At 67.6% G+C, this 19,007-nt stretch carries 18 protein-coding genes; 8 read left to right on the top strand and 10 right to left on the bottom strand.

Going from position 1 to position 19,007, the window contains the following annotated elements:
* Positions 1 to 32: 32 nt before the first annotated feature.
* Together JHW41_RS02695 and JHW41_RS02690 are read right to left on the bottom strand one after the other, a co-directional pair.
* Positions 33 to 281 carry an Imm32 family immunity protein gene (locus JHW41_RS02695; RefSeq protein ID WP_250448944.1) on the bottom strand — a complete coding sequence of 83 codons (249 nt, stop codon included), beginning with the start codon at positions 279 to 281 and terminating at the stop codon, positions 33 to 35.
* Positions 278 to 886, bottom strand: coding sequence for a hypothetical protein (locus tag JHW41_RS02690; RefSeq protein WP_250448943.1), 609 nt, complete (start codon positions 884 to 886; stop codon positions 278 to 280). The genes JHW41_RS02695 and JHW41_RS02690 overlap by 4 nt, the downstream gene beginning before the upstream one ends.
* Before the next feature lie 129 nt (positions 887 to 1,015).
* Here JHW41_RS02690 and JHW41_RS02685 point away from each other — a divergent pair, with 129 nt between their 5' ends.
* From JHW41_RS02685 to JHW41_RS02665, 5 genes are all read left to right on the top strand, one after another.
* On the top strand, positions 1,016 to 2,389 hold the full coding sequence (locus tag JHW41_RS02685) for an amidohydrolase family protein (protein WP_250448942.1): 1,374 nt from the start codon (positions 1,016 to 1,018) through the stop codon (positions 2,387 to 2,389).
* An 80-nt stretch (positions 2,390 to 2,469) separates the two neighbouring features.
* Complete coding sequence (locus JHW41_RS02680) at positions 2,470 to 3,147, top strand: winged helix-turn-helix domain-containing protein (RefSeq protein WP_250448941.1); 678 nt, start codon at positions 2,470 to 2,472, stop codon at positions 3,145 to 3,147.
* On the top strand, positions 3,131 to 4,375 hold the full coding sequence (locus tag JHW41_RS02675) for a sensor histidine kinase (RefSeq protein ID WP_250448940.1): 1,245 nt from the start codon (positions 3,131 to 3,133) through the stop codon (positions 4,373 to 4,375). Before JHW41_RS02680 ends, JHW41_RS02675 begins: the two co-directional genes overlap by 17 nt.
* Before the next feature lie 211 nt (positions 4,376 to 4,586).
* Entirely contained in the window at positions 4,587 to 5,720 is a 1,134-nt protein-coding gene (locus tag JHW41_RS02670) for an agmatine deiminase family protein (RefSeq protein WP_250448939.1), read from the top strand.
* A gap of 134 nt (positions 5,721 to 5,854) precedes the next feature.
* Positions 5,855 to 6,526, top strand: coding sequence for a DUF2306 domain-containing protein (locus JHW41_RS02665; RefSeq protein WP_250448938.1), 672 nt, complete (start codon positions 5,855 to 5,857; stop codon positions 6,524 to 6,526).
* A 9-nt stretch (positions 6,527 to 6,535) separates the two neighbouring features.
* On the opposite strand, the gene JHW41_RS02660 is transcribed toward JHW41_RS02665, so the two are convergent.
* Positions 6,536 to 6,784, bottom strand: a complete 249-nt coding sequence (locus JHW41_RS02660; protein ID WP_250448937.1) for a hypothetical protein — start codon at positions 6,782 to 6,784, stop codon at positions 6,536 to 6,538.
* Positions 6,785 to 7,000: 216 nt separating this feature from the next.
* Positions 7,001 to 9,307 (bottom strand): VWD domain-containing protein, encoded by a 2,307-nt coding sequence (locus tag JHW41_RS02655; protein ID WP_250448936.1) that lies wholly within the window; start codon positions 9,305 to 9,307, stop codon positions 7,001 to 7,003.
* Positions 9,308 to 10,066: 759 nt separating this feature from the next.
* Here JHW41_RS02655 and JHW41_RS02650 point away from each other — a divergent pair.
* Entirely contained in the window at positions 10,067 to 11,614 is a 1,548-nt protein-coding gene (locus JHW41_RS02650) for a hypothetical protein (RefSeq protein ID WP_250448935.1), read from the top strand.
* Positions 11,615 to 11,712: 98 nt separating this feature from the next.
* Here the strand turns inward: JHW41_RS02650 and JHW41_RS02645 are convergent, their stop codons facing one another.
* From JHW41_RS02645 to JHW41_RS02620, 6 genes are all read right to left on the bottom strand, one after another.
* Positions 11,713 to 12,192 (bottom strand): VOC family protein, encoded by a 480-nt coding sequence (locus tag JHW41_RS02645; protein ID WP_250448934.1) that lies wholly within the window; start codon positions 12,190 to 12,192, stop codon positions 11,713 to 11,715.
* A gap of 180 nt (positions 12,193 to 12,372) precedes the next feature.
* A complete protein-coding gene (locus tag JHW41_RS02640; protein WP_250448933.1) occupies positions 12,373 to 13,044 on the bottom strand; it encodes a hypothetical protein in 672 nt (223 codons plus the stop codon).
* An 83-nt stretch (positions 13,045 to 13,127) separates the two neighbouring features.
* The gene (locus JHW41_RS02635) at positions 13,128 to 13,553 is read right to left on the bottom strand and encodes a DUF6869 domain-containing protein (protein WP_250448932.1); all 426 of its coding nucleotides are present in this window, start codon (positions 13,551 to 13,553) and stop codon (positions 13,128 to 13,130) included.
* 352 nt (positions 13,554 to 13,905) lie between these two features.
* Positions 13,906 to 14,460: a hypothetical protein gene (locus JHW41_RS02630; protein WP_139381934.1), complete on the bottom strand. Its 555-nt coding sequence runs from the start codon at positions 14,458 to 14,460 to the stop codon at positions 13,906 to 13,908.
* A gap of 73 nt (positions 14,461 to 14,533) precedes the next feature.
* Positions 14,534 to 15,691: a PAAR domain-containing protein gene (locus tag JHW41_RS02625; RefSeq protein ID WP_250448931.1), complete on the bottom strand. Its 1,158-nt coding sequence runs from the start codon at positions 15,689 to 15,691 to the stop codon at positions 14,534 to 14,536.
* A 533-nt stretch (positions 15,692 to 16,224) separates the two neighbouring features.
* Positions 16,225 to 16,821 carry a hypothetical protein gene (locus JHW41_RS02620; protein WP_250448930.1) on the bottom strand — a complete coding sequence of 199 codons (597 nt, stop codon included), beginning with the start codon at positions 16,819 to 16,821 and terminating at the stop codon, positions 16,225 to 16,227.
* A gap of 403 nt (positions 16,822 to 17,224) precedes the next feature.
* Here JHW41_RS02620 and JHW41_RS02615 point away from each other — a divergent pair, with 403 nt between their 5' ends.
* Both JHW41_RS02615 and JHW41_RS02610 read left to right on the top strand, forming a co-directional pair.
* Positions 17,225 to 17,770 (top strand): hypothetical protein, encoded by a 546-nt coding sequence (locus tag JHW41_RS02615; RefSeq protein WP_139381936.1) that lies wholly within the window; start codon positions 17,225 to 17,227, stop codon positions 17,768 to 17,770.
* Entirely contained in the window at positions 17,767 to 18,885 is a 1,119-nt protein-coding gene (locus tag JHW41_RS02610; protein ID WP_250448929.1) for an XVIPCD domain-containing protein, read from the top strand. The genes JHW41_RS02615 and JHW41_RS02610 overlap by 4 nt, the downstream gene beginning before the upstream one ends.
* The last annotated feature ends 122 nt before the right edge of the window (positions 18,886 to 19,007 follow it).

Below are 19,007 nucleotides of genomic sequence, written 5' to 3'. Positions count from 1 at the left end.
CCGCCGGGACCGGGCAGCCCGCGGGAGCCGCGTCAGAGGCTGGGCGTGGCCGCATCGACCACCACCAGTTGCGGCGAATCGTCGAAGCCCGGCTGGCGGTCGCACAGGTGTTCGTGGCCATAACCCGGCCCCACGCGATCCATTTCGTCGGCGGCCGCGGCGAGGAAGGCGGCGATGCGGCGCAATTCGGCGGGCGTCGCAAGCAAGGTGACCTCCTCCAGCCATTCAGGGCGGGCGTCTTGACCGGACCCATGGCCTTCGCGGTAACCGCAGATTTTCATGGTGTCGCGTCCCGCAGCGGGACGACCGCGCTTCGCAGACTCGCGCGCTCGCGCAGCCGCTGCAGCATCATGTCCAGCGTCCATTGCTGCGGCGTCAGCAGCAAGGCGTGCCGCAGTTCATCCTGCAGGACCCTTTGTGTTTCGACGCCGTGCGCCGCGAGCAGCTCGCATGCCTGGCGCAAGCTGCGCCCGGTGCCGGTGAGCCAACTGCGATTGGCGTCCTCCAGCAGCCAGCGCGCGTCGATCAGCGAGCAGCCCAGGCGTTGGTGCAGATGGACGATGGCGCGCTTGTCGCCTGCCGCATAGTCCGGACGCAGCACGTAATGCGCGCCGGCCGCGTCGTCGAGGTCGTAGATGTCCTGGATGCTTTCGTGCCAGGTTTCGTAACTGGGCGTGATCGTCAGGCGGCCGCTGGCGATATGCACCAGGTAGGCGCCGTCGCCGATCAGGCAATGCTCCGAACGGCCGTTGACCACGTACTCGTACGCGTTGGCGTGGATCACCCAATACTCGCCGCGCGGGTCGAGCCGGCACGAGGCGATGGCGCCGCGGGTATCGACGAAACGGGCTAGGACCCGGTCGCAGGCTTCCTGTTCGCTGATCATCGTGCCTTCTCGCTTGCCGATCGCATCGCCGGCACATGGTCCGCCAGCCGGTTTGCATCATACTCAGGCGCGGCCGAAGACGAGCATCCGCCGCGCGCGAATCGCCCTTGCCTGCCGAGCCCCGCCGACATGTCCCTGCGCCGCGCCTTCCACATCGTCCTGTCGAGCCTGCTGGCCGCATCCGCCATCGTCCCGGCCGCACACGCCGCCAGCGTCGCCTTCGTTCGCGTCCACGTGTTGCCGATGGACAGCGAACGGGTGCTGCGCGACCAGACCGTGATCGTCGAGGACGGCCGCATCCGCGCGATCGGGCCGAACCTGCGCGTGCCCGACGACGCGCAGGTGATCGACGGCGCAGGCCAGGCCTGGCTGTCGCCGGGCTTGGCGGACATGCACACGCATTCGGACAGCCGCCAGGACATGGCGGTCTATCTCGCCCACGGCGTGACCACACTGCTGCACATGGGCGAGGCGCCGACCGCGTTCGCGGTCAAGACGCGCGCGGCGCTCGAGCGCGGCGAACTGCCGGGGCCGCACGTGTACGCCGCGTTCATGGTCGACGGTTCGAACCGCTACGGGCATCTGGCCGTGCGCGGCGCCGCGCAAGCGCGCGCGGTGGCCGAATTGGCGCGGGCCAACGGCTTCGATTTCATCAAGGTCTACAACGACCTCGACGCGCCGGCGTTCGACGCCTTGATCGCCGCCGGCAACGACGGCGGATTGAAGGTGATCGGGCACGGCCTGAGCGCGGTGGGCCTGGAACGGCAAATCGCGGCAGGCCAGGCGGCGGTCGCGCACGCCGAGGAGTTTTTCTACAGCTGGCTGTTCCGTCCTGGCGACGACGATGGAATCGCCGTGCCCGATCCGGCCCGCATCGACGCGGTCGTCGCCGCGCTCAAGCGCCATGGCACCTATGCGACCGCCGACTTGGCCACCTACGCGGCGGTCGCATCGCAATGGGGCCGGGCCGGCGCGACCGAAGCGTATCTGAAGCAAACCCAAGCGGGCTGGCTGGCGCCCGAAGAGCGCCTGGAATGGCGCCGGCGCGGCGACGCCTATGCCGCGCGCACCGGCACGCTGGCGCCGCGGCTCGCGTTCCTGCAGCGCTTGGTCGCGGCCATGGCCGCCGCCGACCTGCCGCTGATGACCGGCACCGACGCGCCGGTGGTGCCCGGGATGTTTCCCGGCTCGGCGCTGCACGCGCAGTTGGCCGCGCTGGAAGCCGCCGGCGTGAGCCGCTATCGCGCCTTGCGCGCGGCCACGCGCACGCCCGGGGACTTCATCGCCCAGCACCGGCCGGGCGGCGACCGCTTCGGCCGGATCGCGCCGGGCTACCGCGCCGACCTGCTGCTGTCGGCGACCGATCCGCTCGACGACCTGGCCACGCTTGCGCAACCGCTGGGCGTGATGGCGCAGGGCCGTTGGTATCCGCGGGCGCGGCTGCGCGAACTGACTGTCCAGGTCGCCGACGAGTATTCCAACGCCTGCGCCCGTCCGCAGTGAGCCGCCCTTGGCGCATCCGGCCCGGCCGGCGGCCGCGCGGCTTCATCCGCCTGTGCATCCGCGCGGGTAAGCTGCGGCCCATGCGCGTCCTGTTGCTCGAAGACCAATCCGATCTGCGCGACGCCGTCGCCGGCCGCCTGCGCGCGCACGGGCACGCGGTGGACGAAGCCGGCGACCTCGCCGAGGCCGAATCGTTCGTGCAGTCCTACGCCTACGGCGCGCTGGTGCTCGACCGCACCCTGCCCGACGGCGACGCGCTCGCCGCGCTGCAACGCTGGCGCCAACGCGGCATCGCCACGCCGGCGTTGTTCCTGACCGCGCGCGACGCGGTCGCCGACCGCATCGAAGGTTTCGCCGGCGGCGCCGACGACTATCTGGTCAAACCTTTTTCGATGGACGAACTGGTCGCGCGCATCGGTGCCATCGGCCGCCGCGGCGGCGCGATCGTGCCGAGCACGATCCGCATCGCCGATCTGGAAGTCGACCTGGGCCGGCGCGAGGCGCGCCGCGCCGGCATCGCGCTGCCGCTGCGGCCGAAGGAATTCGCGCTGCTGCAACTGCTGGCCGAACGCGCGGGACAGGCGGTGCCGCGCCAGGCCATCCTCGCGGCGTGCTGGGGCGAGGAACAGCAACCGGCCTCGAACGCCGAAGAAGTGCTGATCGCAACGCTGCGGCGCAAGCTCGGCGACCCGCCGCTGCTACGCACCGTGCGCGGTTCGGGCTATCGGCTGGACGCGCCCGATGCCGCGCGCTCGTGAGCGTCTGCTGCGCGGGCTGCACCTGCGCCTGAGCGCGGTGTGGACGCTGGCCTGGCTGCTGTGCGTGGCGGCGCTGTGCGCGGTGGCGATCGCGACCCATGCGCGGCTGGCGCAGTTGGATCTCGCCTCCAGCCTGCGTCTGCGCGCGACCGCGGTGTACGGGCTGACCTGGTTCGACGCGCAAGGCCGCTTCCACGACGAAACCGCGCGCAAGGAACCCGGCTTGCTCGACGCCGACGCCGATGTCTGGGTGATCGGCAACGGCGAACCGGCGAAGGTGTTGCTGGCGCCGAAGCGGCCGCGCTTCGACCTCGCCGATCCCTTCGCCAGCGCCGACGCGGCGTTGCGCGACGGCCCCGAAGGCGCGCTGGAAGGCCGCGACCGCGGCGGCCGGCCGTACCTGCTGCAGGCCAAGGAAACCTACGACGAACGCGACCGTCCCGTCGCCACGATCCTGGTGCTGGCCGATCCCGCCGCGCGCGACGCCGCGCAGGCCGCGTTCGTGCGCCACACCCTGCTGATCGCGCTCGGCTTCGCCTTGTTCGGCGTCCTCGTCGGCCACTGGCTGTCGCGGCGCTCGCTGCGGCCGGCCATCGCCTCGTTCGAACAGCAGGAGCGCTTTCTCGCCGCCGCGGCGCACGAGTTGCGCACGCCGGTGGCGCGGCTGCAGGCGCTGTGCGAGACCGCGCACGACGGGCGCGAGCCGGCGGCGCAGGTGCTGGCCAAGGTCGAACGCGTCGCGGCGCAGACCGCCGGCCTGGTCGACAAGCTGTTGCTGCTGGCGCGGCTGGATGCGTCCGCCGCGCCGGCGAGCAAGGAACCGGTGCGGTTGGATCTGCTGGTCGAAGCGATACTGCCGGAAGATCGCGAGATCGAGTTCCACGCGGCCGAGTCGGTGGTGAACGCCGACGTGCGGCTGATCCAGACCGCGGTGCGCAACCTGATCGAGAACGCGCTGGTGCATTCGGTCAGGACCGGCGCCGCCGCGTCCGTCTCGGTCATGGTCGAAGCCGGCAAGGTGATCGTCGAAGACCGCGGCCCCGGCTTCCCCGCCGACCTGCTCGCGCGCCTGCGCGAGCCGTTCGTGTCCGGACCCGGCAGCCCAGGCAGCGGCCTGGGCTTGTCGATCGTGCAGCACGTGGCGCAGCTGCACGGGGGCGAATTGCGGTTGTCGAACCGGCCCGGGGGTGGGGCGCGGGCGGAGTTGGTTTTGCGCGAGCGGGCTTGAACGGGCGGCGGCGTCGATCGCAAGAGCGAGATCAAGATGGATTCCGGCTTTCGCCGGAATGACGGGGGATGGCGCAGCGGCGGTCCGGGTGGGGCGCGTCCGCAGCGCCAGCCTTGCATGAACCGGTTCGCGCCGCGCCCGGGCGGTATCAGCTGGATATCAGGTTCGCTGGCTAAGGTGCGCGGCATCCCCAACCCGCAGGCCCGCCGCCATGCCCACCCCGACCCTCCCCGCCGCCCGCCCCGCCTGGCTCGCCCTCGCCGCCGGCGCCCTGTTCGCCGCCGCCCTGGGCCAGCCCGGCGCCGCGCGCGCCCAGTCAGGCTACATGCCCGACGAGACCGCGCGCCACGACGCCACCTGGCTGCAGTGGCCGCACGCCAACACCTACGGCCGCGCCTACCGCGACCGCCTCGACCCGACCTGGGTGGCGATGACCCGCGCGCTGATCGCCAGCGAGCGCGTGCACATCGTCGTCTACGACGCCGGCGAACAGGCGCGCGTGCGCAAGCTGCTCGGCGCCGCCGGCGTCGCGCTGGACCGGGTCAGCTTCCTGATCCGTCCGACCGACGATGTGTGGGTACGCGACAACGGCCCGCTGTTCGTCTACGACCGCAACGACCGCCTCGCCATTGGCGATTGGGGCTTCAACGGTTGGGGCCTGGACGCGCCGTACCGCAAGGACGACACCGTGCCGGCCGCGGTCGCGCAGCGGCTCGGCCTGCCGCGCATCGACTTGAACGACGTGGTGCTGGAAGGCGGCGCGATCGAAGTCGACGGCCGCGGCACGCTGCTGGCCACGCGCAGCTCGACCCGCGAGCCGCAGCGCAATGCCGAACTGAGCGAAGCCGAACTCGAACAAGTGCTGCGCGACCAGCTCGGCGTCGAAAAATTCATCTGGCTCGACGGCAAGGACGGCGGCAAGGAGGACATCACCGACATGCACGTCGACGGCTTCGCCCGCTTCGGCCTGCCGGACACTATCGTCACCATGAGCCGCGCCGACCTGCGCGAATGGGGCCTGTCCGGCGCCGACATCGAGCGGCTGTACGCCGCCAGCGACGTCGACGGCAAGCCGTACCGCTTCGTGCAGCTGCCGCTGACCGCGAACGACGTGGTCACCGAGTACGGCTACGCGCTGGGCTACAAGGGCTCGTACGTGAACTTCTACGTCGGCAACACCGTGGTGCTGATGCCCGAATACAAGGACCCCAACGACGCGAAGGCCAAGGCGATCCTGCAACGCGCGTTCCCGGGGCGCACGGTGATCGGCATCGACGTGCGCAATCTCTACCGCAACGGCGGCATGGTGCATTGCGTGACCCAGCAACAACCGGCGGCGTTGTAACCGCGCTGTCGCAATCGATCCGGCACGACCGGTCCGCGCTCGTCGCGGGCCGGTGTTCGGCATTCGTCGGATTCGGGCGCGCCGGTCGGCAGGCCGACGAATGGCACAGGCGCGCCGACGCCGACGACGGCTCAATGCGAACGCCGCAATTCGCCGCTCGCCTGCCGATGTCCACGCCGCACCTGCTCAACATCGTCCTGCACGTGCTGGCCGGCTCGGTCGCGATGGCGATCGGCGTCTACCAGCTCGCCAACGCCAAGGGCAGCGACGCGCATCGGCGCTGGGGCCGCGGCTTCTGCTACGCCGGCCTCGTGGTCTGCCTGTCCGCCGCGTTGGGATTGGCGGCGTTCCGGTTTCTGCCGAACTTCGCCGCGCTGACTGTGCTGGTGCTGTATCAGCTGCTCGGCGGCTGGCGCTCGGCGCGCACGCGCGAGCGCGGACCGCAGGCCGCGGATGCCGCGCTGACCCTGGCCGCCGTCGCCGCGGGCGCGTGGCTGGCGCCGATCGTCCTGGCCGCCGGCGCGAACATGCTGGTGTATTCCTCGCTCGGCGCGCTCGCCAGCGTGGTCGCCTACGACGCCGCGCGCTGGCTGTTCCCGCGCCGCTGGTTCGCCCGGCTGTGGCGCTACGAGCACAGCTACAAGCTCATCGCCGCGCTGTTCGGCATGGTGTCGGCGCTGGTCGGCAACGTGGTGCGGTTCGGCCAGCCGTGGTCGCAGCTGCTGCCGTTGGCGCTGGGCTTCGCCACCGTGGGCTTCGTCTTCGTACGCCTGTACCGGCAGGATGCGGCGCGGCGACGCGGTTGAGGCCGGACCTCAGGCGCGTTCGAGCAGGCTCACCCCGACATCCTCGCCGAGCGTGTCGGCGGGATAGTGCACCAGCCCCGCGTCGTGCGCGAAAAGCACGCAACCGCCGCCGAGGTAAGCCCACTCGTCGGCGATGTAGCCCTCCACCGCGGCCTGTTCGTCGATCAGCACCACCACCCGGCAGGTGTCGTGCGCGCCGAAGCTGGCCACGTCGCCCAACCGCACGTCCTGCCCGTCGTGATAACGCATCGTGGCCATGGCCGGCTCCGCGAGAGTCCGCCGCGGCGGGGGCCGCGACGGCCGCAGCTTAGCGCGGCGCACGCGCCGGCGGATGCCGCGCGGTTGGCAGATTCGCGTTGCGGTCGCGCAACATCGGTCGCGGCGCGCGGCGGCGGGCGCAAAAAAACAACGCCGGGGCGGGCCCCGGCGTTGTCGTGCGATGCGGCCCGCCCGTCGGGCGCGGCCGCGGCGGACTTACTTCGACGCGCCGCCCCGCGCCGCCTCGGCCTGCGCCTTGGCTTTCCCCTGGGTCTCCTGCGTGCGCGCATAGGTCTGGGCGAAACCGCGCTCGCCGGTGATCATCACGTCGAACACGCAATTGCCGCGCATGCGCTCGTCGCGGACGATGGCGCACTCCTGCACCGCGATCTCGCGGCTCAGCGGCTTGACCGGCACCTGCCCGGTCAGGTTGCACGGCGGGTTCTCGTTCGGCCAGCTCTTCAAGGTGAAGGTGTCGGTCGAAGTGCCGGGCGCGTAGTCGAACAAGGTGTTGGCGTTGCTCACCCGCCAGGCTTCGCCGAACTTCTTGTACAGATGCTCGTAGCGGTCGCCCAGCGCGGCCGGACGCGGCCCCAGCGACGAACCGTCGGGCAGCGGCGGCAGCCAGCTCTGCGCGGCCAGCGGCGCGCCGATGCCGCCGAGCGGCGCTTCGGCATCGCCCGCGCCGCCGGCGCCGTCGGCCGGCTTACGCGTCACCCCGATGTTGAGGTACCACTTGCCTTCCGACGCCCACCAGCCCGGCGTCACCTGCAGGTTGTACTTCTCCGGGAAGCTCACCCGGATCCCGCCCGGCGCCGAGGTCGGGCTGATGCTGCCGCCGTTGCCCAGGTCGATGCCGGTGCCCAGCGACACCAGCCGCCCGTCGATGCGCAGCTGCAGGCCCTTGGGATCGGGCTGGCCGCTGAGGTTGGGCTGGTAGGTCACCCGGTACTTGCCGACGCGCGCGGCGACCGCGCTGTTGAGGCTCACGCAGGTCGCCAGGCCGCTGTACGGATCGGCGCCGGGATTGAACGAGGTCGCGATCGGCGTCTGCCGCGCCTGGATCTCCACCCCGGCCGGATCGCGCAGCACGGTGTACTCGCCGGCGCCCTGGAAGTCGTAGCGCACGCCGTCGAGCGTGGTCACGTGCGGATCGCCGTCGATGCCGATCACCCCGGTGTTGGTCGGATCGAGCCAGTCCTTGAGCCGGGTCGCCGGCGTGCCGCCGCCGTTCCAGCTCACGCTGAGCTTGCCGTACCAATCCGACGTAGTCGGCGCGCTGCACGAGGCATAGCCGCCGTGCAACTGGCCGATGCAGCGCTTGCTGCTCGCGCCCCACAGGCACGAACCGGACGAACCGCCTTCGGTGGTGCCGCTTTCCCACGCGTCCACGCGCCAGTGGTTGGCGGTGGCGCTGACGGTGTTGGACAGATACGCGGTCGAGGTCACCGCGTTGTTGTTGAACGAGATCGCCTTCTCGTCGCCGCTGGGATGGTGGATGCCGACCGTCGCGGCCGGCGCCGTGCCGCTGATGTCCCAGCCGCTGAAGTAGGGATTGGAGCCCGCCACCGGCGGCGCATTGAGCTCGACCAGCAGGAAATCGCTCGGCGCATACGACGCGCGATAGGTCGCGCCGGTCTGGTTGATCGCCAGGCTGCCGCCGCTGAGCGCGCCGCACGTCGGCGAGTGGAACTGCCAGTAGAACACCAGGGTGTCGTCGTTGGCCGTGGTCACGCCGCAGTGGTTGGCGCTGAGGAAATACGGCTTGAAGTCGTAACTGGTGTTGTTGACCAGCTGGCCGCTGCACAGCGAGGTGCCGCCGATCACGTAGCGCGCCACCGTACGGATCTGCTGCCCCCAACCGGCCGCGACCGGGCAGACCACGTCGTTGTTGCAGCTGCCCTGCTTGTCCCAGTTCTTGGCGGTGAAATCGCGATAGCCCTGGTTGACCGCTCCGAGCGTCAGCTTCGGCTGGGCCGCGCCGTTGGGCACGAACAGCTCGACCACGACCTCGTCGCCTTCGATCATCGGCGTCCACAAGCGGCCGTGCTGGCTGCGGTCCCTGGCGGTGTACGCGCCTTCGACGTGCTTGCCGGCCGGATCGTAGATCCACAGCTTGGCGCCGGGCGTCATGTCGTAGCGGGTGAAGCCGAGGTTGTGGTTGGTCGCGCCGGGCGTGTGGATGCGCAGGCGCCACAGCAGGCCGTCGGGCAGCTTGTGCCAGGTGCCGGAACCGCCGGTGTCGTAGGTCACGCCGGCGTTCACCGCGAACCGCAGCGGCTGCGGCGCGCTGACCGCCTTCGCCCGCATCTCGTCCTCGGCCAGCAACCGGGCCGGATCGACGCTCGGCAGGGTCTTGCGCTGCACCGCGTCGAGCGACTTGTCCTGCAGCGCGAAACTGCGTGGCGCCTCGGTCATGCGCGCGACCGCGCTGGCCAGCGGCAGCGCCGCCAGCACGGTCGCGATCGCGAACCGGCGCAGCCAGCGCACGCCGGACGGCGTGTGTTTGCTTGGAACTCTCATCGCACACTCTCCTTAGGATGGGTGGAACGTCCTGTCGTCCAGGCCATGAGTGATGCCCGCAACTTCGCCGATGAGTCCCTGTCGCATGCGCACGCCCAGTTCCGCGCGCCGCGGCTGCACGGGCCGGCCTGTGCGGCCCGCCGATCCGCAAAACGGAAGTTGCTGTGTAGCCAACGCCCGCGCCCGCGCGCGTCGGACAGCGCTTGCGCGCCGGGTTTGTTAAATCTCGACGGGAAGCGCTTTCTCGCCGCGGCGACGACGCATTTGCGTGACGCGGCGAATGAAAGCCTGCCGATGCAACGAGGTTCGCCTGGCACGTGCGTTCGTTTTTCCGGCGCGCGCGGAGCCGCGGAATTGGACGCAGCGCACGTGTATACCGAGAGATCGGCGTGAGCGGCGACGTCGCGTGGGCCGGCATGGCGGCGCGCTACTGCGCGGCGCGCGGTCGCGATCGAGGGCCACATCGCGCTCGATCGCGCGTGCGCGCTCGCAAGCGGCAATCGACAGTCGCGATGCGGTTCGCGCAGCGCGACGGATCTCGCTCGCTCGCGAAGATCCGCGCGAGTGCTACCTGCGGAAAGCGACAACGAATCGACAACACCTCGCCCATGCGCCTTATGGCCGTATCGCCGCAGGCGCCGCGACGCGGTCCTGGTCCGCGACGACAACCGGTATGCTTGGCCGCTGGGCGCGCCGTTCGCAGCTGCGATGGCCGCCAAGGACCGACGCGGCCGCGCCGGCCTGCCGTCTGGGGGATGCATGCACCATCGAATTCGCGCCGCGGGCCGCGGCCTGGCCCTGACCTTGTCGCTCGCCTCCGCGGGCGCGTCCGCGCAGCAAACCCCGCCCGCGCCCGCGCCGGCGCAGCCCGCCACCGCGCGCAACACCGAGGCCGCGGTCGAAGCCGAGGTCACGCGGTTCCTGGAGAGCATCAACATCGCGCTCGCTCATTCGCGCGAAGGCCGTTACGAACAAGCCGACGCCGCGTTCGCCGAGGTGTTCAAGCATCCGGCGTTCGCCGTCCTGGGCGCCGGCGACCGGCGCGTCGCGCTCGCCGCCGCCGCGCAGGCCGCCGCGGTCACCGGCCATATGCCGCGCGCCATCGGCCTCTACCGCCAGGCCATCGCGGCCGAGAACACCCCCGACGATTGGTACCGGCTGGCGCTGGTCGAATACGACCTCAAACACTACGAGGCCGCCGCCGACGCCTTCGTCCAGCTGGTCGAGTACTGGCCGGAATCGCTGGCGAAAGTGAATTCCGACATCCTCTCGCGCCTGCAGACCGAACTGCCGCACGGCTCCGAGCAACGCCTGACCCTGCTGCGCGCGCTGTACGCCGCCAACTGGAGCCACCGCACCGCCGACGCCAGCCCGGTCTGGTTCGCCCTGGTCGAAATGCTGGTCGAACGCGGCCGCCGCGACGAGGCCCGCACCGTCGTCAAGCGCATCGTCGATCCGATGCAGCTGGTGCGTTTGCGCATCGACAAACGCTTCGACTTCCTCGCCCAGGACGGCGGCTGGGCCAGCGACATCGCCAACGCCTCGCGCCGGCAGATCGAAGCCCAGCGCGAGAAAGCCGAACTCGCCCCGCGCAGCCTCGACAGCCGCGTGCAGCTGAGCTACGCGCTGCTGACCGCCGGCGACAACGCCGGCGTGCTCGCCCTGGCTCAGGACGCCGACCAGCGCAGCGACAGCGACTACGACGACCCGCACCAACGCGCCTGGCTGATGAATACCGCCGCGATCGCGCTGCGCCGCCTCGGCCGCGGCGACGACGCCGTGGCCAAACTCGAACGCGCCAGCCGCCTCACCGAAGACGGCCTGCCCAACGTCAGCCAGACCATCAACCTCGCCTCGCTGTACTGCAGCCTGCAACGCCCCGACGATGCCCTCGCCGCGCTCGGCCGCATCGGCTCCGATCTCAACGCTTACGCGCGCCTGGTCGTGCAGAACGTGCGCCTGTGCGCCGCCGAGGCCAAGGGCGACCGCCGCGGCGCCGACCGCGCCCTGCGCCAACTCGGCGAACAGCGCAAGGACGGCCCGCGCGTCTACCTGGAAAGCCTGCTGCGGATGCAGAGGCTGGACGAGGCGGCGGCACTGACTGTCGAACTGCTGGCGACGCAGGACGAGCGCGTGGAGACGCTGCTGTGGCTGCAGGAGTTCCGGCGGCCGGATCCGTTGCCCGGGGATGTGGCGTATCGCGAAGCGCGCAAGGCGTTGCTGGCCCGCGCGGACGTGCAGGAAGCGGCGGCGAAGGTGGGACGAATCGGGCGGTACGAGGTGTTCGGGTCGGGGGAGATGGACTGACGCGGCGATGGCGCCGGTCTGCGGCGATCGTCGGACCGCAGGGAAACGCCGCCCGATCGATACCGCCCGATCCGCAAGCCTCCGTCATCGCAGCCGCATCACCCTCTGCGCGCCGCCTCGATCTTGGCGATGTCGATCTTGCCCATCGTCATCATCGCGTCGAACGCGCGCTTGGCCGCGGCCCGGTCCGGATCGGTGAACGCATCGAGCAGCGCGCGCGGCGTGATCTGCCACGACAAGCCCCACTTGTCCTTGCACCAGCCGCAGGCGCTTTCCTTGCCGCCGTTGCCGACGATGGCGTCCCACAAACGATCGGTCTCGGCCTGGTCGTCGGTGGCGATCTGGAACGAAAACGCCTCGTCGTGCTTGAACGCCGGCCCGCCGTTCAAACCCACGCACGGAATGCCCGCCACCGTGAACTCCACCGTCAGCACATCGCCCTGATGGCCGTCGGGATAATCGCCGGGCGCATGATGGATCGCGGTCACCGCGCTGTCCGGGAACGTCTTCGCATAGAACTCGGCGGCTTCCAGAGCGGCGCCGTCGTACCACAGGCAGATGGTGTTCTTCGGGGTCATCGTCGTTCTCCTGTCGCAGGGAAGGAACACGGGTCGCGTCGCGCGAGCTTCCGATGGTAGCAGCGCCCCCACGGCGCGAATGCGCACAGACCGGCTTTATGCGACCAGCGGGGCTCGAATCGCCTCGCTAAACGGGGGCGACCGCGCCGATGCGCAGCCCCCTCCATCGTCATGGCCCACTCAATCGCCCAGCCCGCGCGGCAGCGCCAACCCCGACGCGCCCGCGATCACCTTGCGCACGCTCGACACCGCCGCCGACGTCAACGGCCCCTTGGCCATGAACGCCGGCGTATTGCCGCCGATATCGGTCAACGACGCATACACCAACCGCGTCCCCCCGGCCGACGGCGTCATCAACCACTCCCCGCGCGAACGCAGCGCCACGCAATCCGGCGCCGCCCCCGTACCGGCCTCGTCCAGCGACGCAAACTTCACCCGCACCGCACCATCGGCCAGGTCCTGCCGCTCGAAGCGCATCGAATAGCAACGATCCGCCACCGGCGTGCGCAGCACATCCGCCCACACCACCACCTCCGGCCCGCGCTGGATGAAACGCCGCCGGATGTTCTTATTCCTGGCGTCGAGATACTTCCCGAGCAGGAAATCCGCGACCGCATCCGGCGACACCTTCAACGACGTGCTGACGCGAAGCTCGTCGAAACGCTCGCCCGCGACGCGGCGCGCCTCGAGGTGGATGCCGTCCTCGTTGCTGAGGGTGCGCCAGGGCGAAGGTTGCGCGGCGGCGGCCGGCGAGCAGGCCGCCGCCGCGCAGAACAACATCGCCGCAGAGCGTATCGACTTCCTGCGGATAGCCAGGATTCGCCCTTCGACCGGAGTGTGGATCGACGCCATGTCTCGTCTCCCGGCAACTGGACCGTTGCGCGGATTCGATGCGACAGGCATGACAGGGGCAAGACAATTCCCGGACCGTGAAACTACGGCTCCGGCCGGACGTCGAGCCCATCGCCACATTCAGGTTCGGGACCACGAGCCGCCTTGACCCGCTCCCACAGCGCGTCCGGCGTCGCGTTCTTCCAGACACCATGCAGCAAATCGCGGAACGCCGGATCGCGCCGCGCCGTGTCCTCGATCCGCTCGATGAAGTAATCGCCGAAGCAGGCGATCATGTCTTCCAGCGGCCCCGCCGCCAGATAGCCGAGCACAGGCCCGGGCGGTTTTCGGGCCAATACGGCCGTAACGAACTGCCACATCGTCTCGAAGTCGACGGGCCTGAGAACGAACATGGTGCGCTCATCGGCCCACCACAAAGGATGATCGGAGCCGGTGTCTGTGCCTTCCGGCAACGTTCTGATTTGTATGAAGGCGTCTACCCAAGCATCGAGCGAAGGTTCGGGGTGCATGAATCGGGCGGCAGGGCCGCGGGTTGGGGAAAGCAACGAAAAGGCGTGCGTCGCCGAATCGGCTCTGGGAGCGATCGAGCGGGTTTTCCTGGGGAGTCGGTCGACAGAGCAGGCGCTGAGGGCCTGCGGCGCCGTTGCGGCGCGATGAGGTGGCGCAGATCATACGGGGGTTCGGGCTGGAAGCAAGCCCCGCTCCCGCGCCCTTATCGCAAGCAGCGCCACGACAAGCGAACGCTTGTCACGCCAACACGCAGCTCAGTCCTTGACCTGAGCCTTCAAGAGCACATTGGCCCGGTGGTACTTCAAGCGGAAGAACGCCACCCGTTCCACCCAGTGGCTTTCGCTTCCTTCTTTACGGCGAAGACGATATCGCTTTCAGCAAAGCCAGCGCTCGGTCAAACGACACCCTGTTGCCGATTTCTTCCCTGACCTGCTGCTCCGGGCGTCCCTGGGCATACCCTCGCAAGAAATCCTCGGCGAACGGAGTGACGTATTCATCCGTCTTCTTCAGGTTGATCTGGCGGTTGAAGTCGATCTGATCGCGGCGATGCTTTTCCAACGCCTGGCGATAGGTTTCGCGTAGCGAGGGGTCCCGAATTTGCTCGGGCGCCGCGCCGGGCAGGAGAACGCGGCCGTCTTCCTGCGGTGGAGATACATTGCGTGGGGGAACGCGGGTCGGATCGAAGCCGATCGCCTTCGCATCGTCGATTTGATGCAGCAGTTGCAGCCACGCATGCAACACCAGCCGCTGCGTCGGCGCCCGGGTAGCTTCGGACTCGCCGTCCAGATCTACCGAGCTCAATGCATCGGCACTGCGCTCCAAAAGATAGGGTTCGGCATCGCGTTTATCGCGAAACTGAGTCGCCAATGCCGCGGCCTCGGCCAGCCTGTTTTGATTCTCGGTCATGGGTTTGGCTCCGGTCAGGACCAGGATCAACAAGGAAACGACAAGAACACAGGTACGCGTGCGCATGAAGTGCCTACCATGACCATGAAGTCGGTTCAGAGTACAGGATGGACTCGGTATGGCCGCCCTTCCGGCTTTCGCAGCGACCATCGGCGAATAGCTGGCTTTCCTGCGCTTGCAGTGGGAAATCGTGAACCGTCGTCGCTCCGTACACCTGCCATTGCATTCGGATATCGAAATGCAGTTGCCCCGCCGTGAACGGAACGGCGGTCCCGGTGCTGCCGGCGCCGCAGTCACCGGAGTAAATCTGGTCCAGGCTGGAGTCGGTGGTTCCATCGGCGGTGTGTCCCGTCAAGCGGAACCAAGGGCTGGCGAAATCAGGGCCTGGATAGCTACCGTGCTTGTTTCCGTGCTGGCACGCCATGCCGCCCGACGCGGTGCAGGTGGAGTCGACTTCCCGGGTCTGCAGGTTCTCGAAATTCACATCGGTGGGATGCACGAAGAACTCACCCAGCCAGCCACAATCCGGGCGACCGTTGCGATGCTTTTTGGGCCGACCGGCAGCAAGCTTCATGATCCAGCTCGCAGGCTCCACTACATCCAGGGTGATCGAGCACGTGCCGCTGCTTCCCGTCGCGCTGATCTCGACCTGAGCGGCCGCTTCGCCGGCGGTATACGTGACGGTTGAGCCGCTGGTCGCCGACAGCGTGCCTCCGCCCCGCACGATTCGCCAAGTCGCGGCTCCCGAGTTGTAACGCAGGCGCACCCGCTCCGCGACGCCTATCCGGGTTCTTGCCCGGTTCGATGGCGAGGTGGCCACCGTTTGCGATGTGATGCTGCAGGGCGGCCCCGGCGGTGGGACGGTGGCTCCCGGCGCGGGGGCGGGCGATGTCCCGGCAGGGACGTTTTGCCCGCTGGCTGCCTGCATGCGCTCGCCGCGGGCCTGTGTGACGGCGGGCGCGGCAGCGCCGCCGGCATCCACCAGCACGTGGGACTGCAGCGCCGAGAGTACCTTGCAACCGCACGCCAATGAACTTCCGTGCAGGGCGACTGGCTGGCCATCAACGAGCATCGTGCTGTCCCCATCGACGATGGGAAATACGCCCTTGTGCACCGGACAGATTGCAGAATCGGTAACGCGCGATACCGGCTTGCCGTCGATATCGGTGAACGGCGAGCCTGAAATTACCCGGCCGCCGCTGGAGGTCGGGTCGCCGACCACGATCCACATCCTTGTCATCGCAAACTCCTGTGCGACTTCTGCGTGTATGCGGCCTGGGAAAGGATTAAGCCTCTACGGCTTACTCCATCCCGACCTGTCCATCAGGCCACCGAGTTGCGGCTGCGAGTGGGGGCGACCATGAAGTTAACAGTACCCGTATTGAACTTGTCGTGGCCGACTTTGTGAGCCAGTTTCGTGAGTATTGCAAGTTCCAACGCAATGGATCGAGGGCTCTATGTTAGGGCAGCCTACCGCTTTGGAGTAAATGGCGAAAATATGTGGCTTAAGTGCACACGCACTCACAATGCTCGCACTGATGATAAACGTTCGGCTCTGGGGGACGATCGCGCGGGTTGTCGTGGGGAGTCAGGCGCTGAGGGCCTGCGGCGCGATGAGGTGGCGCAGATCAAACGGCGCTGCGGGCTGGAATCAAGTCCTGCAAAGAGCGACCGCATTCGGAAGACAGCTGATTCTTTCGTATGATGCCGCTGCGTCTTGATCGTTCAGGCGGCTTCCAACTGCGAGTTGGGTCCAGCCTTGATTCAATCCGCTCCGTGAACGGAAATGGATTCCAAGCAAGTCTTCGTGGCCGTGCCGCCGTCTGGAGCCGCCATCGTCCACTCGCGGATGATGATGTTCACCTCCCCCCTGCTAAGCGAGTAGTTCTGCAGTTGCCCTATTTCGCCAAACTCGGGGCCGCCCTCGTAACCGGCATGCCTCAGCTCAGCAAGGGCATCGTTCAACCCGAGTTCGCACACCGGGCCCGCATCGCGGCCTCGCTGATCGTTGGCGAAGTCGAGGCTGAAAGTTTTTCGCTTCAGGCCGGCGGACTCCAGGAAATCGACGCCGTAGGACCATCCGCTGTTAGGCAGAACGATGCGGAAGGCGTAGCCACCGGATGCGGTTCGCTTCAAAGGAATGCCCAGTTCCCGGGCTACATCGGCAGGCGATAAATCGGACACGCCTTGCAGCGAGGACAAGTATTTGAGGAATTTGCGGGAGACCGCTGCTGGAGTCAGGTCGGGATGCTCGGCCAGCGAACTCGGCTTGAACGTGTCGACCGACGTCATGTCGTATTGCTTCTTGTTGGATGCAGAAGAAGGCTGAACGGGCTCGTGAGCGCAGGCGCTGCCCAGCACCAGAAGTATCGCTGCTAGCGCGAATCGTGGCAGACGGCGCAACGCTGAGCGCTTACGATCCCATCCGGAACTTGCACGGCACGATTGAGATGCAGTCCGTCGCAAATCGGAAGTAAACGCTCTCGCGCCATCTGCCGAACGACAATCAAGCGAAATGAACTGAAAGTTGCGCATTCCGTGCACCGCTGCACCTTACAGATGGGGCGAGCATAAGCGAGTCGACTCGCAACGAGTAGCGAACCACTCAAGCCCCGCTCCGAGCGCGCAAATTTTGAGAAATATGCGTTGAGATTGCGTGCCCTTTATGAGCCTGCATACGCGCGCGTCCGGCTGCCGCTCGCCATCATTCGGAGCTATTATCGTCGAGCAAATAAGCCGCAGGCTCCTCACAGGATCTGAATACATGAGGTCAACGACCGACACCTGCCGCGCTGAATCCGAAGCTCCGCAGGTCGCCAGCCAAAGGCAGACCGCCATTTGGAGTATCGCCTCCCTGCTCGTCCTTTCGTCCGCATTCGGCTGCGCATCGACTGTCGAAACCAAATCGGAAGCGGATGAGGCGCCTACGATCGAGCGATTGCTGACCACGCCGCTTACCGGAATCGAAGGCAGAAACCGTACTCGGTCCGCAATGATGAAGCTGTACGGCATCGCGGGTGCGGATTCGAAACGCATCGACAACCAGCCCAAGACGCTGCAAGACCGGCACGTGCTTTCGATGTTCTGGCTGGAGCCCGCCCCCCCCGACTTTATGTCGATGGCTGTGGCGGCTGAGCCATGTTTCCAAACCGAGCGCGCGCTCCAAATTACCCAAGCCAAACCGCACACCCAAGAGCGGACACCCGGCCCACAGACTTACGACGCGACCCGGAACGGAGTGATGGTGAGCTTCAGCACCACATCCGACGAAAAGTGCGTTTCCTACATCCATATCGAGCCTGACCGATGAGCCAAAAGGAAAGGGATTTCCTCGAAACCAACCGCAACTTCCAGGCCATGCCGGAGCACATTCGCGGCTGGATACTCGCTTCGCCCAACGCTACGGCCGACTTCACCACGTTCTTCGAAAAGGGCGGCGCGATTCAGACCGATCCCAGCCAATCCAAACCGCTCTATCGCCCCAGCTCGCCACCGGCGATCGTAGTGAACGAGAGCGAATGGACCGCCCTGCGCCAGTACGGCACGAACCCGTGGCCGCAGCGTCATATGTTCGCAATGCTGGCCCATGAAATCGGGCACGACAAAGACAACACCACCCGTCCCTTCCCTGCAGGCGGCTCCCGCGACGAGTACGTGCAGTACCGAAGCGAGATCGAAGCCACCGCTATCTTCAATGCATTCCCGATCTTCAAAGATTTGAAGAACACGCCGGAGTTTTCGAAAGAAGCGCCCTTCGATTCCATCGGGTATCTGCATGGTATGGAACTGGCCAAGCTGTACCGCGAATGGAGCGGCGGCGAATTGAACGACAAGCAGGTCGTCTCAGCCATCGCCAGCAAAGTAGCCGATACGCGATACACCCTCGGCAGTTCGTTGACCGATCAAGACGGCAACGGCGTGCTGACCCATCGCGATGCCTACCTCCGGGACTTCGAACGCGTGCTACGGCCTAAGGGCGAGGCGCAGCCGTCCGCGCCAAGAAGCGACGGTGAACCGAAGCAGCCGCATCGGAGCGATCACGGCAGCGCGAATCCCGAAGACGCGCTTTGGCGGAACACACGCGAGAAGACGCAGGAAGCATTCGCCCAGCATGAGCTGAAGCCCAGCGACCAGTCGCTGGATTGCATCGCCGGCTGCCTGTCCGCACAAGCCGCGCGCGACGGCCTGGGCCGGATCGACCATGTGCTGCTGAGCCAGCATCCGGGCGGCGAAGTCGGCCGGAACGTTATCGCGGTGGAAGGACGGTTGGACGACCCGGGCCACAAGCGTTCGCATGTGAATGCACAGGCCTCGGCGGGCATTCCGCTGGAGGAGTCCATGCGGGCTCTGGCGTCGCTGGATACTCAACGGAGCCAGCAACAAATCCAGCAGGCGGAGACAGTTGATCGACCGATGCTGCGCTGAAGAGCAAAGCCGGACAACCGCTTGGGAGTAGACGGTGAAAATATGTGGCCTGCGTGCGCACGCATGCGCAACGCTCAAGCTGGCATTGATTGCGTTGAGCGTGACTGCATGTGCGATCAACC

The organism is Lysobacter enzymogenes (assembly GCF_023617245.1).
In the GTDB taxonomy this organism is placed as follows: Bacteria; Pseudomonadota; Gammaproteobacteria; order Xanthomonadales; family Xanthomonadaceae; genus Lysobacter; species Lysobacter yananisis.
The sequence above is the reverse complement of the archived record's forward strand: the minus strand, read 5'-3'. Positions and strand labels throughout refer to the sequence as shown.

What these genes read in the sequence shown, in the direction of transcription:
- JHW41_RS02695 (WP_250448944.1), bottom strand. Translation starts at nt 281, where the DNA reads ATGAAAATCTGCGGTTACCGCGAAGGCCATGGGTCCGGTCAAGACGCC.
- JHW41_RS02690 (WP_250448943.1), bottom strand. Translation starts at nt 886, where the DNA reads ATGATCAGCGAACAGGAAGCCTGCGACCGGGTCCTAGCCCGTTTCGTC.
- JHW41_RS02685 (WP_250448942.1), top strand. Translation starts at nt 1,016, where the DNA reads ATGTCCCTGCGCCGCGCCTTCCACATCGTCCTGTCGAGCCTGCTGGCC.
- JHW41_RS02680 (WP_250448941.1), top strand. Translation starts at nt 2,470, where the DNA reads ATGCGCGTCCTGTTGCTCGAAGACCAATCCGATCTGCGCGACGCCGTC.
- JHW41_RS02675 (WP_250448940.1), top strand. Translation starts at nt 3,131, where the DNA reads ATGCCGCGCGCTCGTGAGCGTCTGCTGCGCGGGCTGCACCTGCGCCTG.
- JHW41_RS02670 (WP_250448939.1), top strand. Translation starts at nt 4,587, where the DNA reads ATGCCCACCCCGACCCTCCCCGCCGCCCGCCCCGCCTGGCTCGCCCTC.
- JHW41_RS02665 (WP_250448938.1), top strand. Translation starts at nt 5,855, where the DNA reads ATGCGAACGCCGCAATTCGCCGCTCGCCTGCCGATGTCCACGCCGCAC.
- JHW41_RS02660 (WP_250448937.1), bottom strand. Translation starts at nt 6,784, where the DNA reads ATGGCCACGATGCGTTATCACGACGGGCAGGACGTGCGGTTGGGCGAC.
- JHW41_RS02655 (WP_250448936.1), bottom strand. Translation starts at nt 9,307, where the DNA reads ATGAGAGTTCCAAGCAAACACACGCCGTCCGGCGTGCGCTGGCTGCGC.
- JHW41_RS02650 (WP_250448935.1), top strand. Translation starts at nt 10,067, where the DNA reads ATGCACCATCGAATTCGCGCCGCGGGCCGCGGCCTGGCCCTGACCTTG.
- JHW41_RS02645 (WP_250448934.1), bottom strand. Translation starts at nt 12,192, where the DNA reads ATGACCCCGAAGAACACCATCTGCCTGTGGTACGACGGCGCCGCTCTG.
- JHW41_RS02640 (WP_250448933.1), bottom strand. Translation starts at nt 13,044, where the DNA reads ATGGCGTCGATCCACACTCCGGTCGAAGGGCGAATCCTGGCTATCCGC.
- JHW41_RS02635 (WP_250448932.1), bottom strand. Translation starts at nt 13,553, where the DNA reads ATGCACCCCGAACCTTCGCTCGATGCTTGGGTAGACGCCTTCATACAA.
- JHW41_RS02630 (WP_139381934.1), bottom strand. Translation starts at nt 14,460, where the DNA reads ATGACCGAGAATCAAAACAGGCTGGCCGAGGCCGCGGCATTGGCGACT.
- JHW41_RS02625 (WP_250448931.1), bottom strand. Translation starts at nt 15,691, where the DNA reads ATGTGGATCGTGGTCGGCGACCCGACCTCCAGCGGCGGCCGGGTAATT.
- JHW41_RS02615 (WP_139381936.1), top strand. Translation starts at nt 17,225, where the DNA reads ATGAGGTCAACGACCGACACCTGCCGCGCTGAATCCGAAGCTCCGCAG.
- JHW41_RS02610 (WP_250448929.1), top strand. Translation starts at nt 17,767, where the DNA reads ATGAGCCAAAAGGAAAGGGATTTCCTCGAAACCAACCGCAACTTCCAG.